Genomic DNA, 19,505 nt, shown 5'->3' with positions numbered 1-19,505 from the left:
AACCGGGTCGCGGGGAGGTAATCCCTGGCTCGCGGTTCACCAGCGTCTGGCGCCACCGAGGTGGTCGCACTCTTCCCGACATCTTTGGAGTCTTCCCGTGAGCAAGCGGACTTTCCAGCCGAACAACCGGCGCCGAGCCAAGGTGCACGGCTTCCGACTGCGTATGCGTACTCGCGCAGGGCGCGCGATCGTGGCGGCGCGCCGTCGCAAGGGCCGCTCCGCTCTGACTGCCTGAGTCGGGCTGCCGTGCTTGCCGCGCGGCACCGGATGCGTGCGGCGGGCGAGTTCGGCGCGACGATCCGCGCCGGCTCGCGAAGCAGTTCGCCTCGCGTGGTCGTGCACTACACCCCAGGATCCACCCGGACCGCACCGGCCCGGGTGGGTTTTGTCGTGTCCAAGGCGGTGGGGGGCGCGGTCGAGCGCAACCTCGTCAAGCGGCGCCTGCGTGCGGTGATGAAGGAGGCCCTTCCCGAGCTGCCGGACGGTAGTTGTGTGGTGGTCCGTGCATTGCCCCGTGCCCACGGATCGAACTACGAGACGTTGCGTGCGGATCTGCTGAGAGCACTGAGCGGAGCTCGTCGCAGGCAGAAGCTCCGATGACCGCTGGAGAGGGCTCACGGCATCCGGTCACGACCATCCTGACGGGGATGGTGAGGGCGTACCAGCTGATCGTCTCGCCCTGGTTCGCTCCCACCTGCCGCTACTACCCGAGCTGCTCGGCCTACGCGATCGGTTCGCTGCAGCGGCACGGCCCGCTCAAGGGTCTCGTGCTCGGTGCCTGGCGAGTGTTGCGATGCAACCCGTGGAGCCGGGGTGGAGTAGACCTCGTTCCAGACCACGGGCACTGGCGTCCTGGCCCGCGCGAGAGCACCGGCGTTCGTCCCGCCAACCCCGAGGCCGTACCCTCGACACCAGACGTGCCCATCCAGAAACCGCGTCCGCGGATCTGACCAGGAGAGACCCCGGAGTTCATGGACTTCTTCGACACTGTGCTGTGGCCACTCATGATCGCCGTGGCCTGGATCATGGTGCGTGCCCACGACGTGCTCACCTTCATCGGCCTGGACCCGGCCGGTGGCTGGACGTGGCTGCTGTCGATCGTCGCGCTCGTGGTGGTGATCCGGATCCTGCTCATTCCGCTGTTCGTGCGCCAGATCAAGGCGTCGCGGGGTATGCAGATGGTGCAGCCCGAGATCCAGAAGCTGCAGAAGAAGTACAAAGGCAAGACCGACCCGGCCTCACGCCAGGCGATGCAGCAGGAAATGATGGCGATCTATCGGGAGGCGGGCACCTCACCGTTCGCCTCGTGTCTGCCGATCCTGGCGCAGATGCCGATCTTCTTCTCGCTCTACCGGGTACTGATCTCGCTCTCGACCCTCGCCACCGGGAACTACGAGCGGTCGGACAGCATCGGTCCGCTGACGCAGGCGCTCGCGCAGCAGGCGGAGGCGTCGGAGATCTTCGGTGCGTCACTGTCGTCCACGTTCATGGACGATGGCGCGACGTGGTCGGTGCGGGTGGTCACGGCAGTGCTGATCCTGCTGATGAGCGCGACCACGCTGTTCACGCAGCGCCAGCTCACCATGAAGAACATGCCCGCCTCGGCGCTCGACAACCCGATGGCGCGCCAGCAGCGGATGCTGATGTACATCTTCCCGCTGATCTTCATCTTCGTGGGCGTGAACTTCCCGATCGGTGTGCTGATCTACTGGTCCACCTCGAACCTGTGGACCATGGGCCAGCAGTTCTTCGTGATCCGCAACTCGCCCGCACCGGGCTCCGAGGCGGAGAAGAAGTACCTTGAGCGCAAGGCGAAGCGGGCCAAGCGGCGAGGCCGTTCCTTGGAGGACGCCGAGGACGACGTCCCGCAGATCGAAACCGAGGCGGAGGCGCAGGAGCGGCGGCAGCGCCAGCAACCCAAGCGCAATACGCCGAGGTCGAAGCGCAAGCCGAACACCGGTGGTCCGGAGTCGGCGGAGACCAACGAGAACTGAGCGGTGAGCCCCGTGGCTCCGACGAGAGAGGCTGAACATATGAGCGAGACATCGGTGACGCCGGAGAATCAGAGCCGGGTGGTCCTCGAGGAGGAGGGGGAGATCGCCGCTGACTATCTCGAGGAACTGCTGGACATCGCGGACCTCGACGGCGACATCGACATCGATGTCGATCATGACCGGCCCGCGTTGGCGATTGTCGCCGAGGAGGAGGGCGCGAGCCTGGAGCCTCTCGTGGGCGAGAAGGGCGAGGTGCTCGAGGCGCTGCAGGAGCTCACGCGGCTGGCGGTCCAGACCAGGACGGGAAACCGGAGCCGGTTGATGCTCGACGTGGCCGGGTACCGTCAGCGCCGCAAGGAGGTGCTCACCGGCCTGGCCACGGAGGCGATCGAGAAGGCACGCTCGACCGGTGAGGACGTGGCGCTCGGCGCCATGAATCCCTTCGAACGCAAGATCGTTCACGACGTGGTGGCGGGTGCCGGCCTGATCAGCGATTCCGAGGGGACCGAGCCCCAGCGTCACGTCGTGGTCCGCGCCGGGTCGTGAGCCAAGGGTGACCGAGGAGCAGACCGATCCCGTCGTCGTCGATGACGAACGAAGCCGCCAGGTGCTCGGCCTGGCGTGGGGGGTGGTGGCCAGGTTCGCGGAGATGCTTGCCGACCAGGGTGAGCTCCGTGGGCTGATCGGCCCGCGTGAACTTCCGCGCCTTTGGACACGGCATGTGCTGAACTCCGCGGCGGTCGCGCGGTTCCTGCCCTCGGAGGGTTCGCTGGCCGACGTCGGGAGCGGCGCAGGGTTGCCTGGCATCGTGCTGGCGGCGATGCGTCCGGAGCTCGAGGTCCATCTGATCGAGCCGATGGAGAGACGGGTCGCCTGGCTGGGCGAGGTTCGCGACGAACTGGACCTGGACAACGTCCGGCTTCACCACTGCCGTGCGGAGGAGCTCCACGGTCAGCTCGAGGTGACGGCGGTGACTGCGCGCGCTGTGGCAGCGCTGGACAAGCTGGCCCGGATGACCATGCCGTTGGTGGCTCCCGGCGGCTCGCTTCTGGCCCAGAAGGGTCGCCGTGCCGACGACGAGGTCCAGAAGGCGGATCGAGTGTTCGCACGGCTGGGCGTGAGTCGGGTGGTGGTGCACGAGGTGGACCTGCTGGGAGATGGTGAGATCACGCGAGTGGTCGAGGCGTCCCGCGTGAACGCTTAGTACGTATGTTCGAGCCGGTGCCGTTCGTCAACAATTTCGCTCTCGATGTTTCACGTGGAACGCCTTGAGCCGGTGTGACGACGCGCATCTCGAGGTGTACGTGACCGAGCGATGACTCAACCACGAGGTGCGCGCGGCGACATGAGCTGACGCCCCATGCGCGGCTGCTGCGGCGTGGCGGGCGCTTGCCCCTGCGCCGTATGTCGCTGCTACCCGGCGCTGCATCGTTCCCTCTCCGCGCTGCTGGCTGGGGGCTGGGGAGCATGTCGCACGGCGTCGCGGCTGCTGGGTGGGCCGCCACCTTGGCGGGCGCGCCCGCCATCTGACAATTCACCATGCGTGGCGTCGGTCCTGGAGAGGGAAGCTCAGGGAGCGCGATCTGACCGTGCACGGTCGGCAGCCGCGCGAGCGAAGTGAGCCGGCGTTCCACGTGAAACCACCGCCGCCTGTCACCCAGACCGCGCACGGACGACAGTTGCGGGGTTGAACTGGGCTCGGGTGGGGTGAGACGCGTCCACTCGGAGGTCATCCCGCCGGCGGCACGAGAGCGGTGGCCTTCGATGCGGCCGGTCGCGCGAGAAGGCACTGGTCCTACCGAGCGCGGTGTTGCACGCACTGGCGTTCTCACTGCAGTCCGATCATCCGAATCCCACCCACCGACCACCGCACCTGCGCTGGTTCGTGACGGCCGACAACCCTGATTGGCGCCGACGGCGTTCCGGTGCTCGATGCACGCGCGAGGTGCTGGAAGGATGGCAAAGGATCTGCGTCCTAGTCTGTTGGGTGAACGGCCTTCGATGGTCCTACAGGGGGTGCGGCGGCGACCAGCCGCGGGCGGCGCTGACCGCGTAGCGATGTTCCACGTGAAACGGTTCTGGACACGCGTCCACCGAGTCGTTCGTGCAGCAGCGATCGCTCGTCGTGCGCACTGAAGCCACCGGGATGAAGCGGTGGTGACGCGCGTGCATCTCAAGCAGCTGGCGGGCAGCGGCGGGCGAGACGGTCGCAGCACCTGGACCTTCCAACGATCAGTCGGGCGCTGCCGTACCGCTTTCGTGAGGTGCGCGAATGACCTCGATTGTCGAGCGGAGGCCACGGCTGCGAAGGCAGGTCGTCTGCGAACATGGATGCGTCTCACGTGGAACGTGGACAGAGATGCGGCTCCGAGTGCGTGCGCGCATCAGTGCGAGAGTCGCTGAGCGCGCCGAACGTTGGGCGCGAACGGCCAGCTGGTTCCACGTGAAACGGTCGCGGTTGTGGCGCGTACCGCTGTTACCAAGTTGGCTTCGCGTGACGGCCGGAGTGCTTCAGCTATCAAGTCGGAAGCGTTGGCGCTGCCGCGACGAGGATTCGTTCAGGGCAAGCCAGTACGGCGCGCCTCGCTCGAGCGGGCATGCGATGGTGATTGGCTGGCCGTTCTGGTGGCGGCCACTGGGAAGAGTTGTGCGCTGTTCGCAGATGGGTTTCACGTGAAACGCGCTGTGCGTGGCGACGGTCGTCATGGGCGCCGCCGTTGGCAGCCGGTCGGTGGTCCAGCGCGTGGAAGAGGCGATGTCGAAGAGTGGGTTATCGCCGTGTTCGCAGTTCCGCCCCGACCGACGCCCAATACGGGCGTACATCAGTCAGTAACGACGTCTGATGCGACCGCATCGCAGGCGCGCGGCGAGCAGAAGCGGGCTGGCGCCCAGCGGAGCCGAATGCCGTGTTCCACGTGAAACGTGGCGGCAGCGGTGACGGACGGACGAGGCACGCACATGTCCATGCAAACGACAGGCGTCGGCACGAGCAACGCGTGTGTGTGGCGGCCGGCCCCCACTGCCCCGTATGCTCCGTGTGCAGTGCGCCGCGCGGGCTGCGCACGAAGCGGACGCTCAACGGCGCACCTAGTCGCACGGCGCGAAGTTTCACGTGAAACGGGTCCGCAGCGGTTCCACGTGAAACTTGTCGATATGCCCGCTGACGCCGTCACGGATGGGACGTCGAATGCTGAAGTCGCGTCAACGCACGTGAGATCGGGCTTGTGGTTGATGGGGCTTGTGGATGATGCGGCGGCCGGCTCGAGCAACCTGGGAAGGTGCGCGCTTAGCCGCATTTCGTCGGCTAGAACTCGACGCACCGCGCTCGCCTCAGCTCCGTCTCGGGCTGGGGAGCGGTTCCACGTGAAACGAGGCGGCGTGACCTTGCTCGATGGTAGAGCAAGGTCATCGACGAAGGCACTGCCCTGACAACGATCCGGTCGGCAATGGGTCTGTGGCGCGATGGGTCATCGACCGGAGCTGGCCCGATGACTCGCCTGCTCGACCGTAGAAGAGGGCGGCCCACGATACGCTCGCTCGGCGTCCCTCCCGACTCGCGTCGGGAGCGGGTTCCACGTGAAACCAGGCGCCGTGACACGCTCGCGGCCGTGCAAGGTCGGATACGCAGGCGTTCACGTGAGCCCCGCGGAGGCCAGCAGTGGTCCTGTGGATCGACGGCGGTGCGGGGCCGACATTCCCCGCGGATGCGTGCAACCGCAGCTCGCGCGCCGCGCAGGCTACCCCGCGCGCCGCGCAGGCTACCCCGCGCACCGCGCAGGCTACCCCGCGCACCGCGCACGCTACCCCGCGCGCGACCCCGCCACTGCCGTGTACACGCCGTTCCACGTGAAACAGGCTGCAAGCATCCGGCGTGTACCCGCGGCCGCTGCGATCCCTCCTCTACGCCGCGACGGTGGCACGTCGTCCCCGGATTTTGAGGTGGCATGCGGCTAGCTACTGTGTGCGCGCGATGCAGCCAAGTCGGCAGCGCCTCTCCGCGGGGTCAATCTGCGCGCCCTTTCTCCTGTGCACCGCGCCGCCGGCTGCCGATACCTTGCAATGGGCGCAGCCCCCTGGCTCGGCTCCGACGAAGGCAGTCGGCTACGTCCATAACGCCGTTGATGCGGACGACCTGTTCCACGTGGAACGCGCGAGGCAAGCTTTGGCACGTGGGCGCTAGCTCCCGCGGCAGACGTGTTGGCGGTGTATGGCTCGGGCCCAGGGGCGCGGGCTAGTCAGGTGCACGCAGAGGCCGGGTAGGATCATGCAGCGTTCTGGCCGCCCACCCGTGCGTCGGCGTGAGCATCCACTTCTGTGTAGTGAGCCTCGACTCCTCTGTTCCACGTGAAACCGCGATCATCTGTGGATAGCGAGCGGCCCGATGCCCTTTCGACCCCGGCCACCGGGGAGGGGGTGACGCGGTGGCGGCTGTTATCCACCGGGCGATTATCGGGGTGTGGATAGTGTCCAACGCTCGAGAAGACTGCCGCCAAGCGTTGCAATAGCAGGGTTTCGGCAGGGTCGCACTGCCATGCGCAACGGATCGACGAGTCCGGGTTGCAGAGTTATCCACAGGCTACTCGCCCAGGTCCACAAGCTGTCGCGAATGTCCACACTGGTGCCGCCGTTCTCCACAGGGGGTTGTGGATAACGTCGGGCGGCCGCCCGCTTCTGCGGTTCGATGGCCACCGGGCGTAGGTCACGAGCGCCATGGACGTCTACTCTTGGAGAGCGCACCCATCATCGGAGGAACACAAACGTGGATCAGGACGACGTCGACACTGGATCGCGGCCTTTCGGCGATGTGACCAAGCCGCTCTCCCCGGACGACGAGCACCGCCTCGCCTTGATCGACGCGATCCCGGTCATGGATGACACCACGCCACTCGCCGCGCAACTGGCCCAGGACGCACGGCGCCGCATCGAGCTCACCGGTCAGAAGTTCCCACCCCCACTCCAGACGAGGGTGTTCACGGTGGCGAACCAGAAGGGTGGCGTGGGAAAGACCACGTCGTCCGTCAATCTCGCGGCGGCGTTGGCGCAGGCGGGCCTGCGTGTGCTCGTGATCGACAACGACCCGCAGGGGAATGCTTCCACGGCGCTGGGTATCGAACACCACAGCGGGACGCCGTCGACCTATGACGTGCTCATCAACGACACGCCCCTGGAGGAGGTCGTCCAGGAGTCCGAGGCCATCCCTGGGCTCTTCTGCGCTCCTGCGACCATCGACCTCTCGGGCGCCGAGATCGAGCTCGTGTCGCTCGTGGCCCGGGAGAACCGTCTGCGCAATGCCCTGGCCTCCTACCTCAGGGGGCGGTCACGCCGTGGTGAACCACGCATCGACTACGTCTTCGTCGACTGCCCGCCCAGCCTGGGCCTGCTCACGGTCAATGCCTTCGTGACCGCGCGTGAGGTCATCATCCCGATCCAGTGTGAGTACTACGCGCTGGAGGGACTCAGCCAGCTGCTCAACAACATCAATCTCATCCGCGCTCATCTCAATCCGGCGCTGCACGTCTCGACCATCCTGCTGACGATGTACGACGGCCGGACCAACCTTGCCCAGCAGGTCGCCGAGGAGGTGCGGGAGCACTTCCCGGAGCAGACCCTGCGCACCGCGATCCCGCGTTCGGTGCGGATCTCGGAGGCGCCGTCCTATGGTCAGACAGTGCTGACCTACGACGGTGGGTCGACGGGAGCGCTCGCCTACCTCGAAGCGGCTCGCGAGATCGCCCAGCGCGGCCTGCAGCCCCTCGATGCGTACGCCCACGCAGCCGCGCCCACCGGGGCGCCCGATGAAGGAGACCAAGGATGACGGAGCGACGCCGTGGCCTGGGGCGCGGACTGGGCGCCCTCATCCCGACCGGGGCCTCAGGGGCCCAGCGTCCGGTCGATGTCTTCTTCCCCGAGCAGCACAAGCCCGCCCCACCCACGAGCGAGGACGAGGCGACCGCCGACGGGGACGCGCCGGCGAGCGCGAGTGAGCGCATGCTGGCCGATCTCGAGGCGCAGGAGGCCGGCAACGCCGGCACTGCTACCAGCGCGCCGTCCCGCAATGGCACCTCCGCCCCGAGCACCCCCTCCGACGACGACGCCGGTGCCCTCGAGGATGTGGCGTCGACCGCGCGGCCTGCTCCGGGCGCCGCCGTGACCGGAGAATCGGACCGTCGATCCACCGGCACCGACACCGCCACCCATGACCAGGCGCCGGACCCGGACGGGCTCGTAGCCGTACCGGGCGCCCGATTCGCCGAGGTCCCGATCGATTCGATCTCCCCCAACGCGCTGCAGCCCCGCCAGGTCTTCGACGACGACGATCTGAACGAGCTCGCCAGCTCGATCCGCGAGGTCGGGGTCCTCCAGCCGGTGGTGGTCCGCCCCTCGGGCACCGACGCCGAGGGCGCCAGTACCTATGAGCTCATCATGGGAGAGCGCCGCTGGCGCGCCTCCCGGATGGCCGGGCAGACGACCGTGCCGGCGATCATCCGGGACACCGCCCAGGACGACATGCTCCGGGACGCGCTGCTGGAGAACCTCCACCGGGTGCAGCTCAACCCGCTGGAGGAGGCCGCCGCCTACCAGCAGCTGCTGGAGGACTTCGACTGCACGCATGACGAGCTCGCCACCCGCATCGCCCGCTCGAGGCCGCAGATCAGCAACACCCTGCGCCTGCTCAAGCTCCCCCCGCTCGTGCAGCGGCGGGTGGCGGCCGGCGTGCTCAGCGCCGGCCACGCGCGCGCCCTGCTGGGCCTGCCCGACGGCGCAGCGATGGAACGTCTGGCCCAGCGCATCGTGGCCGAGGGTCTGAGTGTGCGGGCAACCGAGGAGATCGTCACCCTCGGTGAGGACCCGATGCAGCCCGAGCTGCGCCGTCGGCCGCGCGCCGGAGCCCACTCGGCGGCGCTCGGCGAACTCGCCTCCCGGCTCTCGGACCGGTTCGACACCAAGGTGAAGGTCAACCTGGGGCAGCGCAAGGGCCACGTCAGCATCGAGTTCGCCAGCGTGCAGGACCTCAACCGCATCCTCGGCGTCATCGACCCCGGCGACCCGGGCATCCTGCGCGAGGACGAGGGCAGCAGCAACAGCTGAGAGAAGCCGGGTCAGCCCCGCGCGCCCTCCCGGGCCAGGTCCAGGTACAGCGCGTCAGTCGAGAGCCCGGCGGCGTGGACGGCCTGCGGGAACAGGCTGGTCTCGGTCATCCCGGGGGCGACGTTCGACTCCAGGAACCAGGGCGTGCCCGCGTCGTCGACGATCAGGTCGGTACGCGAGAGCTGCGCCAGGCCGAGCTGCTGGTGCGCGAGCACGGCCAGCCGGTGCGCGGCGTCGAGCTGCTCCGGTGTCAGCCGTGCGGGGGCGAAATACTCGGTACGGCCGGCGTTGTAGCGGGCGTCGTAGTCGTAGGGGCCGTCGGTGACGATCTCGACCGCGGGAAGTGCCCGCGGTCCGTCGCCGGTGTCGATCACCGAGACCGCGAGCTCGCGGCCCTGGATGGCCTGTTCGATCAGTGCGGTCTCCCCGTAGGAGAAGCAGTGCACCATCGCCTGCGGCAGTTCCGCCGCCTCCGTGACCACCGTGACGCCGAGGGCGGAGCCGCCTGCCGCCGGCTTCACCACCAGCGGGAGCGGCAGCCGCTCCAGCACGCGGCCCAGCACCGCTGCCGCGCCGACCTGGCGGAACAGGCTCTGCGGCAGGGTCACCGAGGCGGGAGTGCGAGCGCCGGCCCGCTCCATCAGGGACTTGGCCACCGGCTTGAACCACGTACTGCGCGCACCCGCCGAATCCGAGCCGACGAACGCCACGTCCGCCAGCGACAGCAGGTCACGGACGGCGCCGTCCTCTCCGGTGCTGCCGTGCAGGAGCGGCCAGACGACGTCCGGACGGGCCTGCTGGAGGTGCTCCAGCAGGCCGGCGTCGAGATCGTGCACGGTGGCCGAGGCGCCGGCGGCGCGCAGGGCCTCGGCCACCCTCCGCCCGGACCGCACGGAGACCTCGCGTTCGTGGGACAGGCCCCCGGCCAGGATGAAGACGTCGAGGGGGTCGGCGCTGTGCTCGCTCACCTGGTGCTCCTCAGTTCTGGTCCGGGCCGGGTGCATGCACACCACGGCCCGCGGACGTGCCGGAGGTTCCGAACATCTGTACGAGCTCGAGCTCATTGGTGACCACGCCGGCGAGGCGGCGTACGCCCTCGCGGATGCGCTCCGGCGTCGGGTAGCAGTAGGACAGGCGCATGAACTCCTTGCCCTGGTCGTCGGCGTAGAAGGCCGTCCCGGGGACGTAGGCGACGAGCTCGGTGACGGCGCGGGGGAGCATGTCCTGGGCGTCCAGGCCCTCCGGGAGGCGCACCCAGGTGTAGAAGCCGCCCGCCGGAGTGGTCCAGCTCGCCATCGGCAGGTGCTCGGCGAGCGCGCCGACCATGGCGTCGCGCCGCTCGCGGTAGACCTCGCGGAACTCCTTGACCTGCCCGCGCCAGTCGCAGGTGGCCAGGTAGGTCGAGATCGACATCTGGCTCATCATCGACGGGCACAGGATGGCCGATTCGGCCGCGAGCACGAGGCGTTCCCGGACGGCGTGGGGGGCCACGGCCCAGCCCACCCGGTATCCCGGGGCGAACGTCTTGGAGAACGACCCGAGGTAGATCACGCCGTCGGGGTCGTAGCTGTGCAGCGCCGGCAGCGGATCGGTGTCGAAACCGAGCAGGCCGTACGGGTTGTCCTCGAGGATCAGGACCCCGAAGCGCCGGGCGATCTCGACCACCTTCGGCCGGCGCTCGGCGCTGAGCGTGACGCCACCGGGGTTGTGGAAGTTCGGCACCGTATAGAGCAGCTTCACCGTCCGCCCCTGGGCAGCGAGCTCGGTGAGCGTGGTCTCCAGCGCCTCGGGGACGAGCCCGTCGGCGTCCATCGGCACGTGGACGACGTCGGCCTGGTAGGAGCGGAACACGCCCAGGGCCCCGACATAGCTCGGCGCCTCGGCCACGATGACGTCACCGGGGTCGACGAAGATGCGGGTCACGAGATCGAGCGCCTGCTGGGACCCGGTGGTGACGATCACGTCGTCGGCGTGGGCGCGCACGTGCTCGGGGCGCATGACCTCGAGGATCTGCTCACGGAAGGACTCCTCGCCCTGCCCGGATCCGTACTGCAGGGCCACGGCCCCGCGCTCGGCGAGGAGCTTCGCCGTCACCTGGGAGATGGTCTCCAGCGGCAGGCCGGCCAGGAACGGCATCCCGCCGGCCAGGGAGACCACCTCGGGGCGGTTTGCGACGGCGAACAGCGCCCGGATCTCCGAGGCCTTCATGCCATGGGTGCGAGCGGCGTAGTGGCGCAACCACGGGTCGAGCCGGGTGCCCTGTGCGGGCGCGGCGGCGGCAGGTTCGGGGGAATGCTGGGGCGAGTCGTTCATCGGACCTCCATTCCTCGTGGCACCCGCCGCTCGGGCACGCCCGTCGAGTCTCCCACGAGGCGCAGGGCTCGTGTCAGTGACGCGCGTCGCACGCGGGTCAGCCGAGGAACTCCTCGATCTCGGCCAGGAACGCCTTCTTCGGGCGGGAGCCGACCACGGACTTGACCAGCTCGCCGCCGGAGTAGACGTTGATCGTCGGGATGGAGACCACGTTGTAGGCGGCGGTCGTCTGCGGGTTGGCGTCGACGTCGAGCTTGTAGACCGAGATCTTGTCGGCGTTCTCTGTGGCGATCTCCTCCAGGATGGGAGCGAACTGACGGCAGGGGCCGCACCAATCGGCCCAGAAGTCGACGAGGACCGGCTTGTCGGCACCCAGGACGTCGGCGGTGAAGTTGTCGTCGCTGGTGGTCTTGATGGCGGCCATGCGTTCTCCTCGGGTTCGGGTGTGATCAGGTCAGCAGGGTGGCCGCCTCGTCCGCGGCCTCGGGGGCGGCGGGCGCGGCGTCGAGCGCGGCGAGGTAGCGCTCGGCGTCCAGGGCGGCCGAGCAGCCGGTGCCGGCGGCGGTGATCGCCTGGCGGTAGTGGTGGTCCACGACGTCTCCGGCGGCGAAGACGCCCGGGATGTTGGTGCGGGTGCTGGGGTGCTCGACGTCGATGTAGCCCTCGTCGTTGAGGGTCACCTGGCCGGTGACGAGCTCGGTGCGCGGCAGGTGCCCGATGGCCACGAAGACGGCGGTGGCACCCATCTCCCGCAGCTCACCGGTGACGGTGTCGCGCAGGGTCACGCCGCTGACCTTCTGGTCGCCGTGGATCGCCGCGACCTCGCTGTTCCAGGCGAAGCTGATCTTCTCCTCCGCCAGGGCACGGTCGGCCATGATCTTGGAGGCGCGCAGCTCGTCCCGGCGGTGCACGATGGTCACGGTCCGCCCGAACCGGGTGAGGAAGAGGGCCTCTTCCATCGCCGAGTCGCCGCCGCCGACCACGAGGATGTCCTGGTCGCGGAAGAAGAACCCGTCGCAGGTGGCGCACCAGCTGACGCCGCGGCCGGAGAACTGCTTCTCCTCGGGGATGCCCAGCTCCTTGTAGGCCGAGCCGGTCGAGAGGATGACCGCGCGGGCCTGCAGCACCTCGTCGTCGTCGGTCACGATGGTCTTCACCGGGCCGTCCAGTTGCACCGAGGCGACGTCCTCGTAGCGGATGTCGGCGCCGAACCGCTCGGCCTGCTGGCGCATCTTCTCCATCAGGTCCGGGCCCATGACGGCCTCGGGGAATCCGGGGAAGTTCTCGACCTCGGTGGTGTTCATCAGGGCGCCACCGGCCGTGATCGCCCCGGCGAAGACGATCGGGGCCAGGCCCGCCCGGGCGGCGTACACGGCGGCGGTGTAGCCGGAGGGGCCGGAGCCGATGATGACGACGTCGTGGACACCGCGGGCGTTCTCGCTGCTCATGAATTTCCTTCTGGTGGGGTCACTGCCTGGCTCAACCATGCCTGCGGGGCCGATGTTCCCGGTAGGCCGGCAGCCTCAGTCGACGACGATCTCGGCCAGCTCGATCCGGTTGCGTCCGTCGGAGTCGGCCACGGGGAGCTCGGGGAACCACAGCACGACGGTGTCCAGCTCGGTCGGCTCGGACAGGGTGTAGGTGACGTCGGAACCCATCTCGCCCTCGGCGAGCACCTCACCACCGGACGGGTCGTCCGCGCTGGTGGCGCGCACCTGGAGCAGGCCCCCCGAGCCCTGCACGTCCACGGTCACCGAGGTCACCGTGGACGCTTCCTCGAGCACAACGGCGAAGCCCAGGCCCTCCTTCATGCCATAGCTCGGGTTGTCGTAGCGCAACGACTGCCAGGTGGTCTCCGGGTCGCCGTCGACGGCGAAGCGTGCGAGATCCTCGTTGTCGCCGACCCCGGTGGAGGGATCGAGCGACTGCGCCCCGGCGATCTCGGCGGACGCGGGCGGTTCGGTGGTCGGCTCCGGGGACTCCTCGGCGGGTTCCTCCTCGGGATCGCCGGTCGGCTCCGCAGGGGTGGTTGGGGCAATCGGCTCGCGGGTGTACTCGTCCGGGTCGAAGGACGTGGCGGCCTGGCGGAGCGAGCCGATCGCCAGCACCAGTGCCACCACCACGGCGGCGACCATCGCGAGGATCACGAACGGCGTCGGGTTGAAACGCTCCTCCTCCCCGGACCCGTCCTCGCCGCGGCGGGTGAACCGCCGTCGCACGGCGGCTCCGACGGCGCTGAGCGAGGCGCCCAGGGTGTCGAGCACGGACGGCGTGGAGGCGGAGGGCCGGGGCTGTTCGGGAGCCCGGTCGCCGGGGGTGTCCCAGCCCAGGGCCGGCGGCACCGGCCGACGGGGGCCCGGTGCGTGCCCGCCACCGGCGGCGTGAGTGGCCGTGGGCGCGTGCCGGGCGTGATAGCCGGCCGGGGTCTCGGCGGAACTGTCTCCGACCACGTGGGAGAAGGCCATGGGCTGGAGCTGGGCCGGGGGCGCCGGCGGTGTCCAGGTGCTGGGATCCGCAGGCTGTTCCGGGGCGTTCTCGCCCTCGTCGGGCTCGTCCGTAGCCGCCTCGTCCGCAGCCGCCGCCTCGTCCTCGTCGGCCGTAGCGTCCGCATCGTCCGCGGCGCCGCCGGTCTCGGCCGCCGGCCCCGCGGAGGCCGGCGCGGCCGGTGTCGCGGCAGGGATCGGCGTCACGGCGGCCGGCTCGTCCCAGGGCGCGAGCTCACGTACGAGCTCGCCGGCGGTGAAGGGTCCGTCCTCGTGCGGTCCGAAGGTGACCGCGCACAGGGTGTCCAGATCGTGGGGGACGTCGTCGGCGAGCTCGCGTGGGGGCAACGGCTCGTCGCCGGAGCGGGGAGCCGCGGGCAGGCCCCCCGATCGGTCCGGGTCGCCGGGCCAGCAGCCGGTCAGGGCGGCGTAGAGCAAGGCGACCAGATCGACGGCGTCGGTGCGCGCCGCACCGCGGGTATCGGTGGGGACGATCCCGGCCTGCGCGGCATCGACCGCCAGCCCACTGAGCTGCACGGCGCCGTCGGCTCCGATGTGCAGGGCACCCGGGCGCAGGTAGAGGTGATGCACACCGCGCTTGCGGGAGAGCTCGAGCGCCGTGGCCGCCTCCCCCACCAGTGCACGGGCCTGGGCCGCGGGCAGCCGCCGTCCCTCGCGCACCAGTGCGGCGAGCGACTCGCCACCGGCCGGTTCGCTCACCACGAAGGCAGCCTCGTCGTGGGTGCCCACGCGCACGATCCGCCGCAGCCGCGGATCGGAGATGAGTGCGGCGCGGCGCGCGGCATCCATCGCCTCGTCGCGCTGGTCGCCCTGCAGCACGGTGATCTGGACCGGCCGCTGCAGGATCTCGTCGTGGCCCGTCCACGCGGTCGCTCCGGGCAGCTCGGCCGGGCCGCTGGCCTCGAGCACGTACCGGTCCGCGAGCGTGGTCCCGGGCTCGAGGGACGTGCTGGTGCCCTGGGCCACCGCCACCCCTCCTGTCCCCGTGCGTTCACCGACGATCGTGGTCCATATCGTACGCAACGGTCGAGGCGTGCGGAGCCGTGAGGTCAGCGGAGCCAGCCGGCGCGTCAGTGGCGCCAGCATGACCGCCACCCGGTCGGTGAGCTGGTCCAGCTCGTCGACGCGTAGCCGCCTCAGCAGCACCAGGTACACCAGCGCCATCGCGCCACCGAGCACCAGCACCCGCACCACGGCCCCGGCGAAGGAGGTCTGGGCCCCCCACAGGTGCAGTCCGCCCCACCCGAGAAGCGTCGGGGGCACCACGGCAAGGACCACCCGCAGGTGCGTGCGCAACACCCGTGCGCCGTCGAGGTTGGGCAACTTCCGCCGGAGCGCGAGGTAGGCCACGAGCGCACCGAACACGTTCGAGAGCGCTGTCGCGGCTCCGGCACCGACCACCCACCACTGCACCTCGAGCACCAGGAAGCTGATCAGGCTGCCCACGATCTGCAGCACCGCCATCGGTACCTGGATCAGGAAGAGCGAGCGGGCGTCCTCGTAGGCGAAGTACACCCGTTGCGCCATCGTCCAGATCGCGATCGCCGGCAGGCCCACCAGCATGGCGACCAGCACGTGGGCCACCGCCCGATAGGAGGCGAACTCGGCCTGCCCGAACATCACCACCTGGGTCAGCGGGATCGCCAGCACCATGAAGGCGGCCGCGGCGAAGACGGTGAACACCGCCAGTGTGCGCAGCCCCCGGGAGAGATCGTCGCGCACGGCGAAGGCCCGCCCCGAGGCGGCGTGCTCGCTGAGCCGGGTGAACATCGCGGTAACCAGGGAGACCGTGATGAGCGACTGCGGCAACATGAAGATCAGGAAGGCGTTGTCATAGGCGGCGTTGCCGGCCACGCTCTCGGGGACGGCCACGGCGCCGGCGCGGGCCCCGGCAGCGGCGGCGACGTTGGAGATCGCGAGGTACCCCACCTGGCCGGCGGCGAGCGCCGCGAATGCCCACAGCGCCACCCGGCCCGCCGAGCGCAGGCCGGTGTTGCGCAGCCCCCACCGGGGCCGGTAGCGGAAGCCGCTGCGGTGGAGCGGCACCACCAGGATGAACGCCTGTGCCATCACGCCGACGGTCCACGGACCGGCGAGCAGGGCGATGCGCCCGGCATCCCACTCACCCACGCCGGCCGGATCGGTCGCGAACCCGCCGAAGACCACCAGGTAGGCGACCAGCCCCGCGATCGAGATGACGTTGTTGAGAACGGGCGCCCACATGTAGGGCCCGAAGTTGCTGCGTGCGTTCAGCAGTTGACCGAGCAGGGTGTACAGCCCGTAGAAGAACAACTGCGGGATGCACCACATCGCGAACGCCACGGCCACCGGCATCCAGGGCTCGTCGCGCAGGTCGGCGGCGTAGATGGTGATCAGGGCGCCGGAGGCGGCCGTCAGCGCCAGGGTGATCAGCCCCATGACGGTCGCGGCCAGGGTGAGCAACCGGTTGACGTACTCGGCGCCGCCGTCGTCCTTGCGCATCGCCCGCACGATCTGCGGCACCAGGACGGCGTTCAGGATGCCGCCGGCGAGCAGCATGAAGATGATGTTCGGCAGCTTGTTGGCTACCGAGAACGCGTTCGCCGCTCCGCTGCCGGTGACGCCGATGGCGGCCACCAGCAGCGCGTTGCGCAGCACCCCCAGCACCCGGGAGACCAGGGTCCCGGAGAACATCAGGGCGGCCGAGCCGGCCAGGCCCGAGCTACCGGCCATCAGGCGCTCCCGTCGCTGCGGGCCGCGGGCTCGTACCGCCGCTGACCCTTGCGGATCGTGCGGGCGATCCCGAACGCCAGGCCCAGCAGCAGCACCCCGGCGATGATGGCCGTTCCGGTGTTCTCCCAGTCGGCGCGCACCCGGACCCGGAACGGGTCCGCCTCGGTCAGGACCTCGCCCTGGGGAGCGGTGAGGATCTCCACCGAGACATCGACGTTGCCGTTGGCGACGGCGGTCACGGGCAGCCGGGCGGTGGTGGCACCCCCGGGCGGGATCTGGGTGAGCACGGTCTCCTCAGCGCGTAGTCGCGGATCCTGCGGCACCAGCCGGACGGCGACGGTGGCACCGACGGCGAGCCCGCTCTCGATCGTGATCGGGATCTCGCCGGAGGCGGCGACGAGCAACACCTCGCTGCCTGGTTCCACCCTGATCTGGGTGGTGAGATCGGCCGAGGCCTCGAGCGCGGTCGAGACCACGGTGGACCGGGTCTGGGGTGCGCGGGTGAGCGCGGAGGACAGGCCGGTCAGGATCTGCGGGGCGAGGTCATCGCGGAACTGCGCAGGCTCATCGGTGACCTGCGAGAAGGCGTCGAGGTTCGACCAGGCCCGGTCGAGGTCGGCCACGGTCCCGGCGGAGAGGGGCGAACCGCTCGTCGGGCTCGGGCTGAGCACCTCCCGGACCTCCCCGGTGTCGGTACGCCCCAGCAGGCTGCGCAGGTTGGTCGTCTCCACCCAGGGCGCCTGCTCGAGGGAGGTGAGGGCACTCGTCGCGGCTGCCAGCTCCTCGCTGTCGGCGCCCAGGTCGCGCGGGAGTGCGGCCAGCAGGCCACGAGCGTCCGCCGGTCGCTCGCGGGCGATGACGGCGGTCTGGGCGAGCAGCGTCTGACGGACCTGCAGAGCGCTCGCGTCCGCCGTCAGCACCGCCGAGAGCCCCTCGTCCCACAGCAGCGCCTCCAGTGGCCCGGCGGCCGTCTCGATCCGGGTGCGCCCCGAGGGCGTGTAGCTCAGTTGGTCCAGCGGTGGCAGGGCCTGCGCGGGCAGGACCACGGCGCGGGTGTCGACGGCGGCGAGTGCGGCCACGGAGGACGCGTCGGCGCTCGCGGGCCAGGTCACGTCCTCCAGCGGCAGCACCCCGTGCTCGGCGAGCAGGGCCCGGGCCCGCTCGTCGCCTGCGCGCAACAGGGAACCGCCCGCGCTGCCCTGGAGCACCGACTGATCGGCGTCGGCATAGCCGAGGGCGATGAGGTCGCGCTCGGCCGCGCCGTCGATCAGGCCCTCGAGCACGGACGAGGCGGTGACCGGCTCCTCGCTGTCCTCGGTCTCGCTGGTCTCGCCGGTGTCGGTCGGGTCCTCGGTGCCGTCCCCGCCCTCGGTGTCCTCGGTTCCCTCGGTCTCGTCAGCGTCGCCGGTCGGTGCGTCCGGGGACTCCTCGGTCGTGGCCTCTTCGCCGGTGGTGGTGTCCGGGTCCGCGGTGCCGTCCTCGGTCGTGCTCGGCGTCATCTCGTCCGGGGCCGTGTCCCCGGTCTCCTCCTGCTCGCCGGCATCGGAGACGGGGACGTCGGCCGGGACGGACTCGAGCAGGGCAGCGTCGAGTGCCCACGCGACGTCGTCCGGCATCTGCTCCAGCACCTGCGCCAGCCGCGGCGCGGACTCCTCGAGCACCGGGACGCCCTGGTCCACCGATGCGCTCCACTCCTGGGGCGTCGGGGTCAGCGGGGCCAGCACGGACAGCTCGGTCGGGGCGCTGAGCTGCGGCTCGTCGGGGTACCACAGCAGCGCCGAGCGCTCCCCGGCCAGTGCCTGCCCCTGGGAGACGGCCCGCACCTCGATCCCCCGCGGGCCCCACGCCGAGCCCGCTCCGAAGGGGCTGCGGTCTGCGGGGACGACGATGCTGAAGGGGACGCTCGCGTCAGCGGGGACGTCGTCGGGAAGATACTCGACGGCGAAGACCTGGGCGTTGAAGGAGTTCTCGTCGGCCAGCCAGGAGTCCAAGGCCCCGCGGGTGGCGGGCACGTGCAACTGCAGCACCAACTGGATGCGGGGTGCGGTGAGGGGCTCGTCGGTGCCGTTGGCGAGGGTGCCGGTGATCTCGATGTCGTCGCCCGGACGGGTCACCGCCGGGGAGATCTCGGTGAGCTCCAAGGTGACCTCCCCGGGCACCGGCGCTGCGGCCGCGGGGACGGTGCCGAGCGTCCCGCCCGGTGCCACCAGGCCGGCGCCCAGCACCACCAGCACGAGCGTGAGCGCGCACCAGCGCGCGAGGAGGCGAGCGCGCACCTGGTGCGTGCGGTCAGGCTCGTCCATGGGCTCCTCGGATCGGGCCCGGATCACCAGCGGCCCGTCACGCGCGACCCTCGAGGATCGCGCGCGCCGTGGCGACGACCCGCCGCTCGTTCGGATACGCCAGCCGGGAGGCGACCTCGGTCAGCCCCACCCACGCGACGTCCTCGGCTTCGTGATCGGGGTCGTTCTCGATCGTCAGCTCCCCGCGCAGCGCCTCGAGCAGGTAGTGGTGGACGACCTTGTGCACGCGCCGGTCGTGGCCGGCGAACCAGTAGTCGATGGTCGCCAGGTGGCGCAGCACCTGTCCTTCGATGCCGGTCTCCTCCGCGATCTCCCGGACGGCGGCCTGCTCGGCGGTCTCCACCCCCTCCAGGTGCCCCTTCGGCAGGCACCACTCCAGCCGGCCCGCCCGGTTGCGCCTGGCGATGATGGCCGTGAACGCCTGTCCGCCGCGGACGGCGACCACCAGGCCGCCCGCCGAGGTCTCGTCGACCACGGGCAGCCCGGAGGCCTGCGGGCGCCGCCACCGCACCGGCTGCGGGGGCCTGGGCACCCGCGGGCCAGGGGTCGGGATCGCGGCGGACATAACAACACTGTAATCAAGGCCACGC

15 protein-coding genes are annotated in these 19,505 nt (G+C 70.2%); 8 read left to right on the top strand and 7 right to left on the bottom strand.

What is annotated here, in order from left to right; all coding sequences use genetic code 11:
- Positions 1–97 precede the first annotated feature (97 nt).
- The 8 genes from rpmH to LQF12_RS16350 all read left to right on the top strand — a co-directional run bounded on the left by rpmH (position 98) and on the right by LQF12_RS16350 (position 9,083).
- Complete coding sequence (gene rpmH / locus LQF12_RS16385) at positions 98–235, top strand: 50S ribosomal protein L34 (RefSeq protein WP_231053964.1); 138 nt, start codon at positions 98–100, stop codon at positions 233–235.
- Positions 236–246: 11 nt separating this feature from the next.
- Positions 247–600, top strand: a complete 354-nt coding sequence (rnpA, locus tag LQF12_RS16380; RefSeq protein WP_290370710.1) for a ribonuclease P protein component — start codon at positions 247–249, stop codon at positions 598–600.
- Positions 597–950, top strand: coding sequence for a membrane protein insertion efficiency factor YidD (gene yidD / locus LQF12_RS16375; protein ID WP_290370709.1), 354 nt, complete (start codon positions 597–599; stop codon positions 948–950). The genes rnpA and yidD overlap by 4 nt, the downstream gene beginning before the upstream one ends.
- 21 nt (positions 951–971) lie before the next feature.
- The gene (yidC, locus tag LQF12_RS16370; protein ID WP_231053963.1) at positions 972–1,994 is read left to right on the top strand and encodes a membrane protein insertase YidC; all 1,023 of its coding nucleotides are present in this window, start codon (positions 972–974) and stop codon (positions 1,992–1,994) included.
- Between the two features lie 39 nt (positions 1,995–2,033).
- Positions 2,034–2,540 (top strand): Jag family protein, encoded by a 507-nt coding sequence (locus LQF12_RS16365; protein ID WP_231053962.1) that lies wholly within the window; start codon positions 2,034–2,036, stop codon positions 2,538–2,540.
- A 7-nt stretch (positions 2,541–2,547) separates the two neighbouring features.
- Positions 2,548–3,198: a 16S rRNA (guanine(527)-N(7))-methyltransferase RsmG gene (gene rsmG, locus LQF12_RS16360; RefSeq protein ID WP_231053961.1), complete on the top strand. Its 651-nt coding sequence runs from the start codon at positions 2,548–2,550 to the stop codon at positions 3,196–3,198.
- 3,663 nt (positions 3,199–6,861) lie between these two features.
- Positions 6,862–7,809: a ParA family protein gene (locus LQF12_RS16355; protein WP_231055637.1), complete on the top strand. Its 948-nt coding sequence runs from the start codon at positions 6,862–6,864 to the stop codon at positions 7,807–7,809.
- The gene (locus tag LQF12_RS16350) at positions 7,806–9,083 is read left to right on the top strand and encodes a ParB/RepB/Spo0J family partition protein (RefSeq protein ID WP_231053960.1); all 1,278 of its coding nucleotides are present in this window, start codon (positions 7,806–7,808) and stop codon (positions 9,081–9,083) included. Before LQF12_RS16355 ends, LQF12_RS16350 begins: the two co-directional genes overlap by 4 nt.
- Before the next feature lie 11 nt (positions 9,084–9,094).
- Here the strand turns inward: LQF12_RS16350 and LQF12_RS16345 are convergent, their stop codons facing one another.
- The 7 genes from LQF12_RS16345 to LQF12_RS16315 form a co-directional block, all read right to left on the bottom strand.
- On the bottom strand, positions 9,095–10,051 hold the full coding sequence (locus LQF12_RS16345) for a D-alanine--D-alanine ligase family protein (protein WP_231053959.1): 957 nt from the start codon (positions 10,049–10,051) through the stop codon (positions 9,095–9,097).
- Between the two features lie 10 nt (positions 10,052–10,061).
- Positions 10,062–11,396, bottom strand: a complete 1,335-nt coding sequence (locus tag LQF12_RS16340; protein WP_231053958.1) for an aminotransferase-like domain-containing protein — start codon at positions 11,394–11,396, stop codon at positions 10,062–10,064.
- A gap of 97 nt (positions 11,397–11,493) precedes the next feature.
- Entirely contained in the window at positions 11,494–11,820 is a 327-nt protein-coding gene (gene trxA / locus LQF12_RS16335) for a thioredoxin (protein WP_290370708.1), read from the bottom strand.
- A 25-nt stretch (positions 11,821–11,845) separates the two neighbouring features.
- Positions 11,846–12,844: a thioredoxin-disulfide reductase gene (gene trxB, locus LQF12_RS16330; protein ID WP_231053957.1), complete on the bottom strand. Its 999-nt coding sequence runs from the start codon at positions 12,842–12,844 to the stop codon at positions 11,846–11,848.
- 75 nt (positions 12,845–12,919) lie between these two features.
- Positions 12,920–16,612: a murein biosynthesis integral membrane protein MurJ gene (murJ, locus tag LQF12_RS16325; RefSeq protein WP_231053956.1), complete on the bottom strand. Its 3,693-nt coding sequence runs from the start codon at positions 16,610–16,612 to the stop codon at positions 12,920–12,922.
- Entirely contained in the window at positions 16,612–18,915 is a 2,304-nt protein-coding gene (locus LQF12_RS16320; RefSeq protein WP_231053955.1) for a DUF6049 family protein, read from the bottom strand. The genes murJ and LQF12_RS16320 overlap by 1 nt, the downstream gene beginning before the upstream one ends.
- Positions 18,916–18,952: 37 nt before the next feature.
- Positions 18,953–19,480: an NUDIX hydrolase gene (locus LQF12_RS16315; RefSeq protein ID WP_231053954.1), complete on the bottom strand. Its 528-nt coding sequence runs from the start codon at positions 19,478–19,480 to the stop codon at positions 18,953–18,955.
- Positions 19,481–19,505: the final 25 nt, after the last annotated feature.

Origin of the sequence: Ruania suaedae, from assembly GCF_021049265.1 — a bacterium.
Classification (GTDB): domain Bacteria; phylum Actinomycetota; class Actinomycetes; order Actinomycetales; family Beutenbergiaceae; genus Ruania; species Ruania suaedae.
Note: the sequence above shows the minus strand (reverse complement) of the source record. Positions and strands in the feature narration are given on the sequence as shown.

Coding starts and splice junctions, on each gene's coding strand:
- yidD (WP_290370709.1), top strand. CDS start 597: ATGACCGCTGGAGAGGGCTCACGGCATCCGGTCACGACCATCCTGACG.
- yidC (WP_231053963.1), top strand. CDS start 972: ATGGACTTCTTCGACACTGTGCTGTGGCCACTCATGATCGCCGTGGCC.
- LQF12_RS16365 (WP_231053962.1), top strand. CDS start 2,034: ATGAGCGAGACATCGGTGACGCCGGAGAATCAGAGCCGGGTGGTCCTC.
- LQF12_RS16355 (WP_231055637.1), top strand. CDS start 6,862: ATGGATGACACCACGCCACTCGCCGCGCAACTGGCCCAGGACGCACGG.
- LQF12_RS16350 (WP_231053960.1), top strand. CDS start 7,806: ATGACGGAGCGACGCCGTGGCCTGGGGCGCGGACTGGGCGCCCTCATC.
- LQF12_RS16340 (WP_231053958.1), bottom strand. CDS start 11,396: ATGAACGACTCGCCCCAGCATTCCCCCGAACCTGCCGCCGCCGCGCCC.
- trxA (WP_290370708.1), bottom strand. CDS start 11,820: ATGGCCGCCATCAAGACCACCAGCGACGACAACTTCACCGCCGACGTC.
- trxB (WP_231053957.1), bottom strand. CDS start 12,844: ATGAGCAGCGAGAACGCCCGCGGTGTCCACGACGTCGTCATCATCGGC.
- murJ (WP_231053956.1), bottom strand. CDS start 16,612: ATGGCCGGTAGCTCGGGCCTGGCCGGCTCGGCCGCCCTGATGTTCTCC.
- LQF12_RS16320 (WP_231053955.1), bottom strand. CDS start 18,915: ATGGACGAGCCTGACCGCACGCACCAGGTGCGCGCTCGCCTCCTCGCG.
- LQF12_RS16315 (WP_231053954.1), bottom strand. CDS start 19,480: ATGTCCGCCGCGATCCCGACCCCTGGCCCGCGGGTGCCCAGGCCCCCG.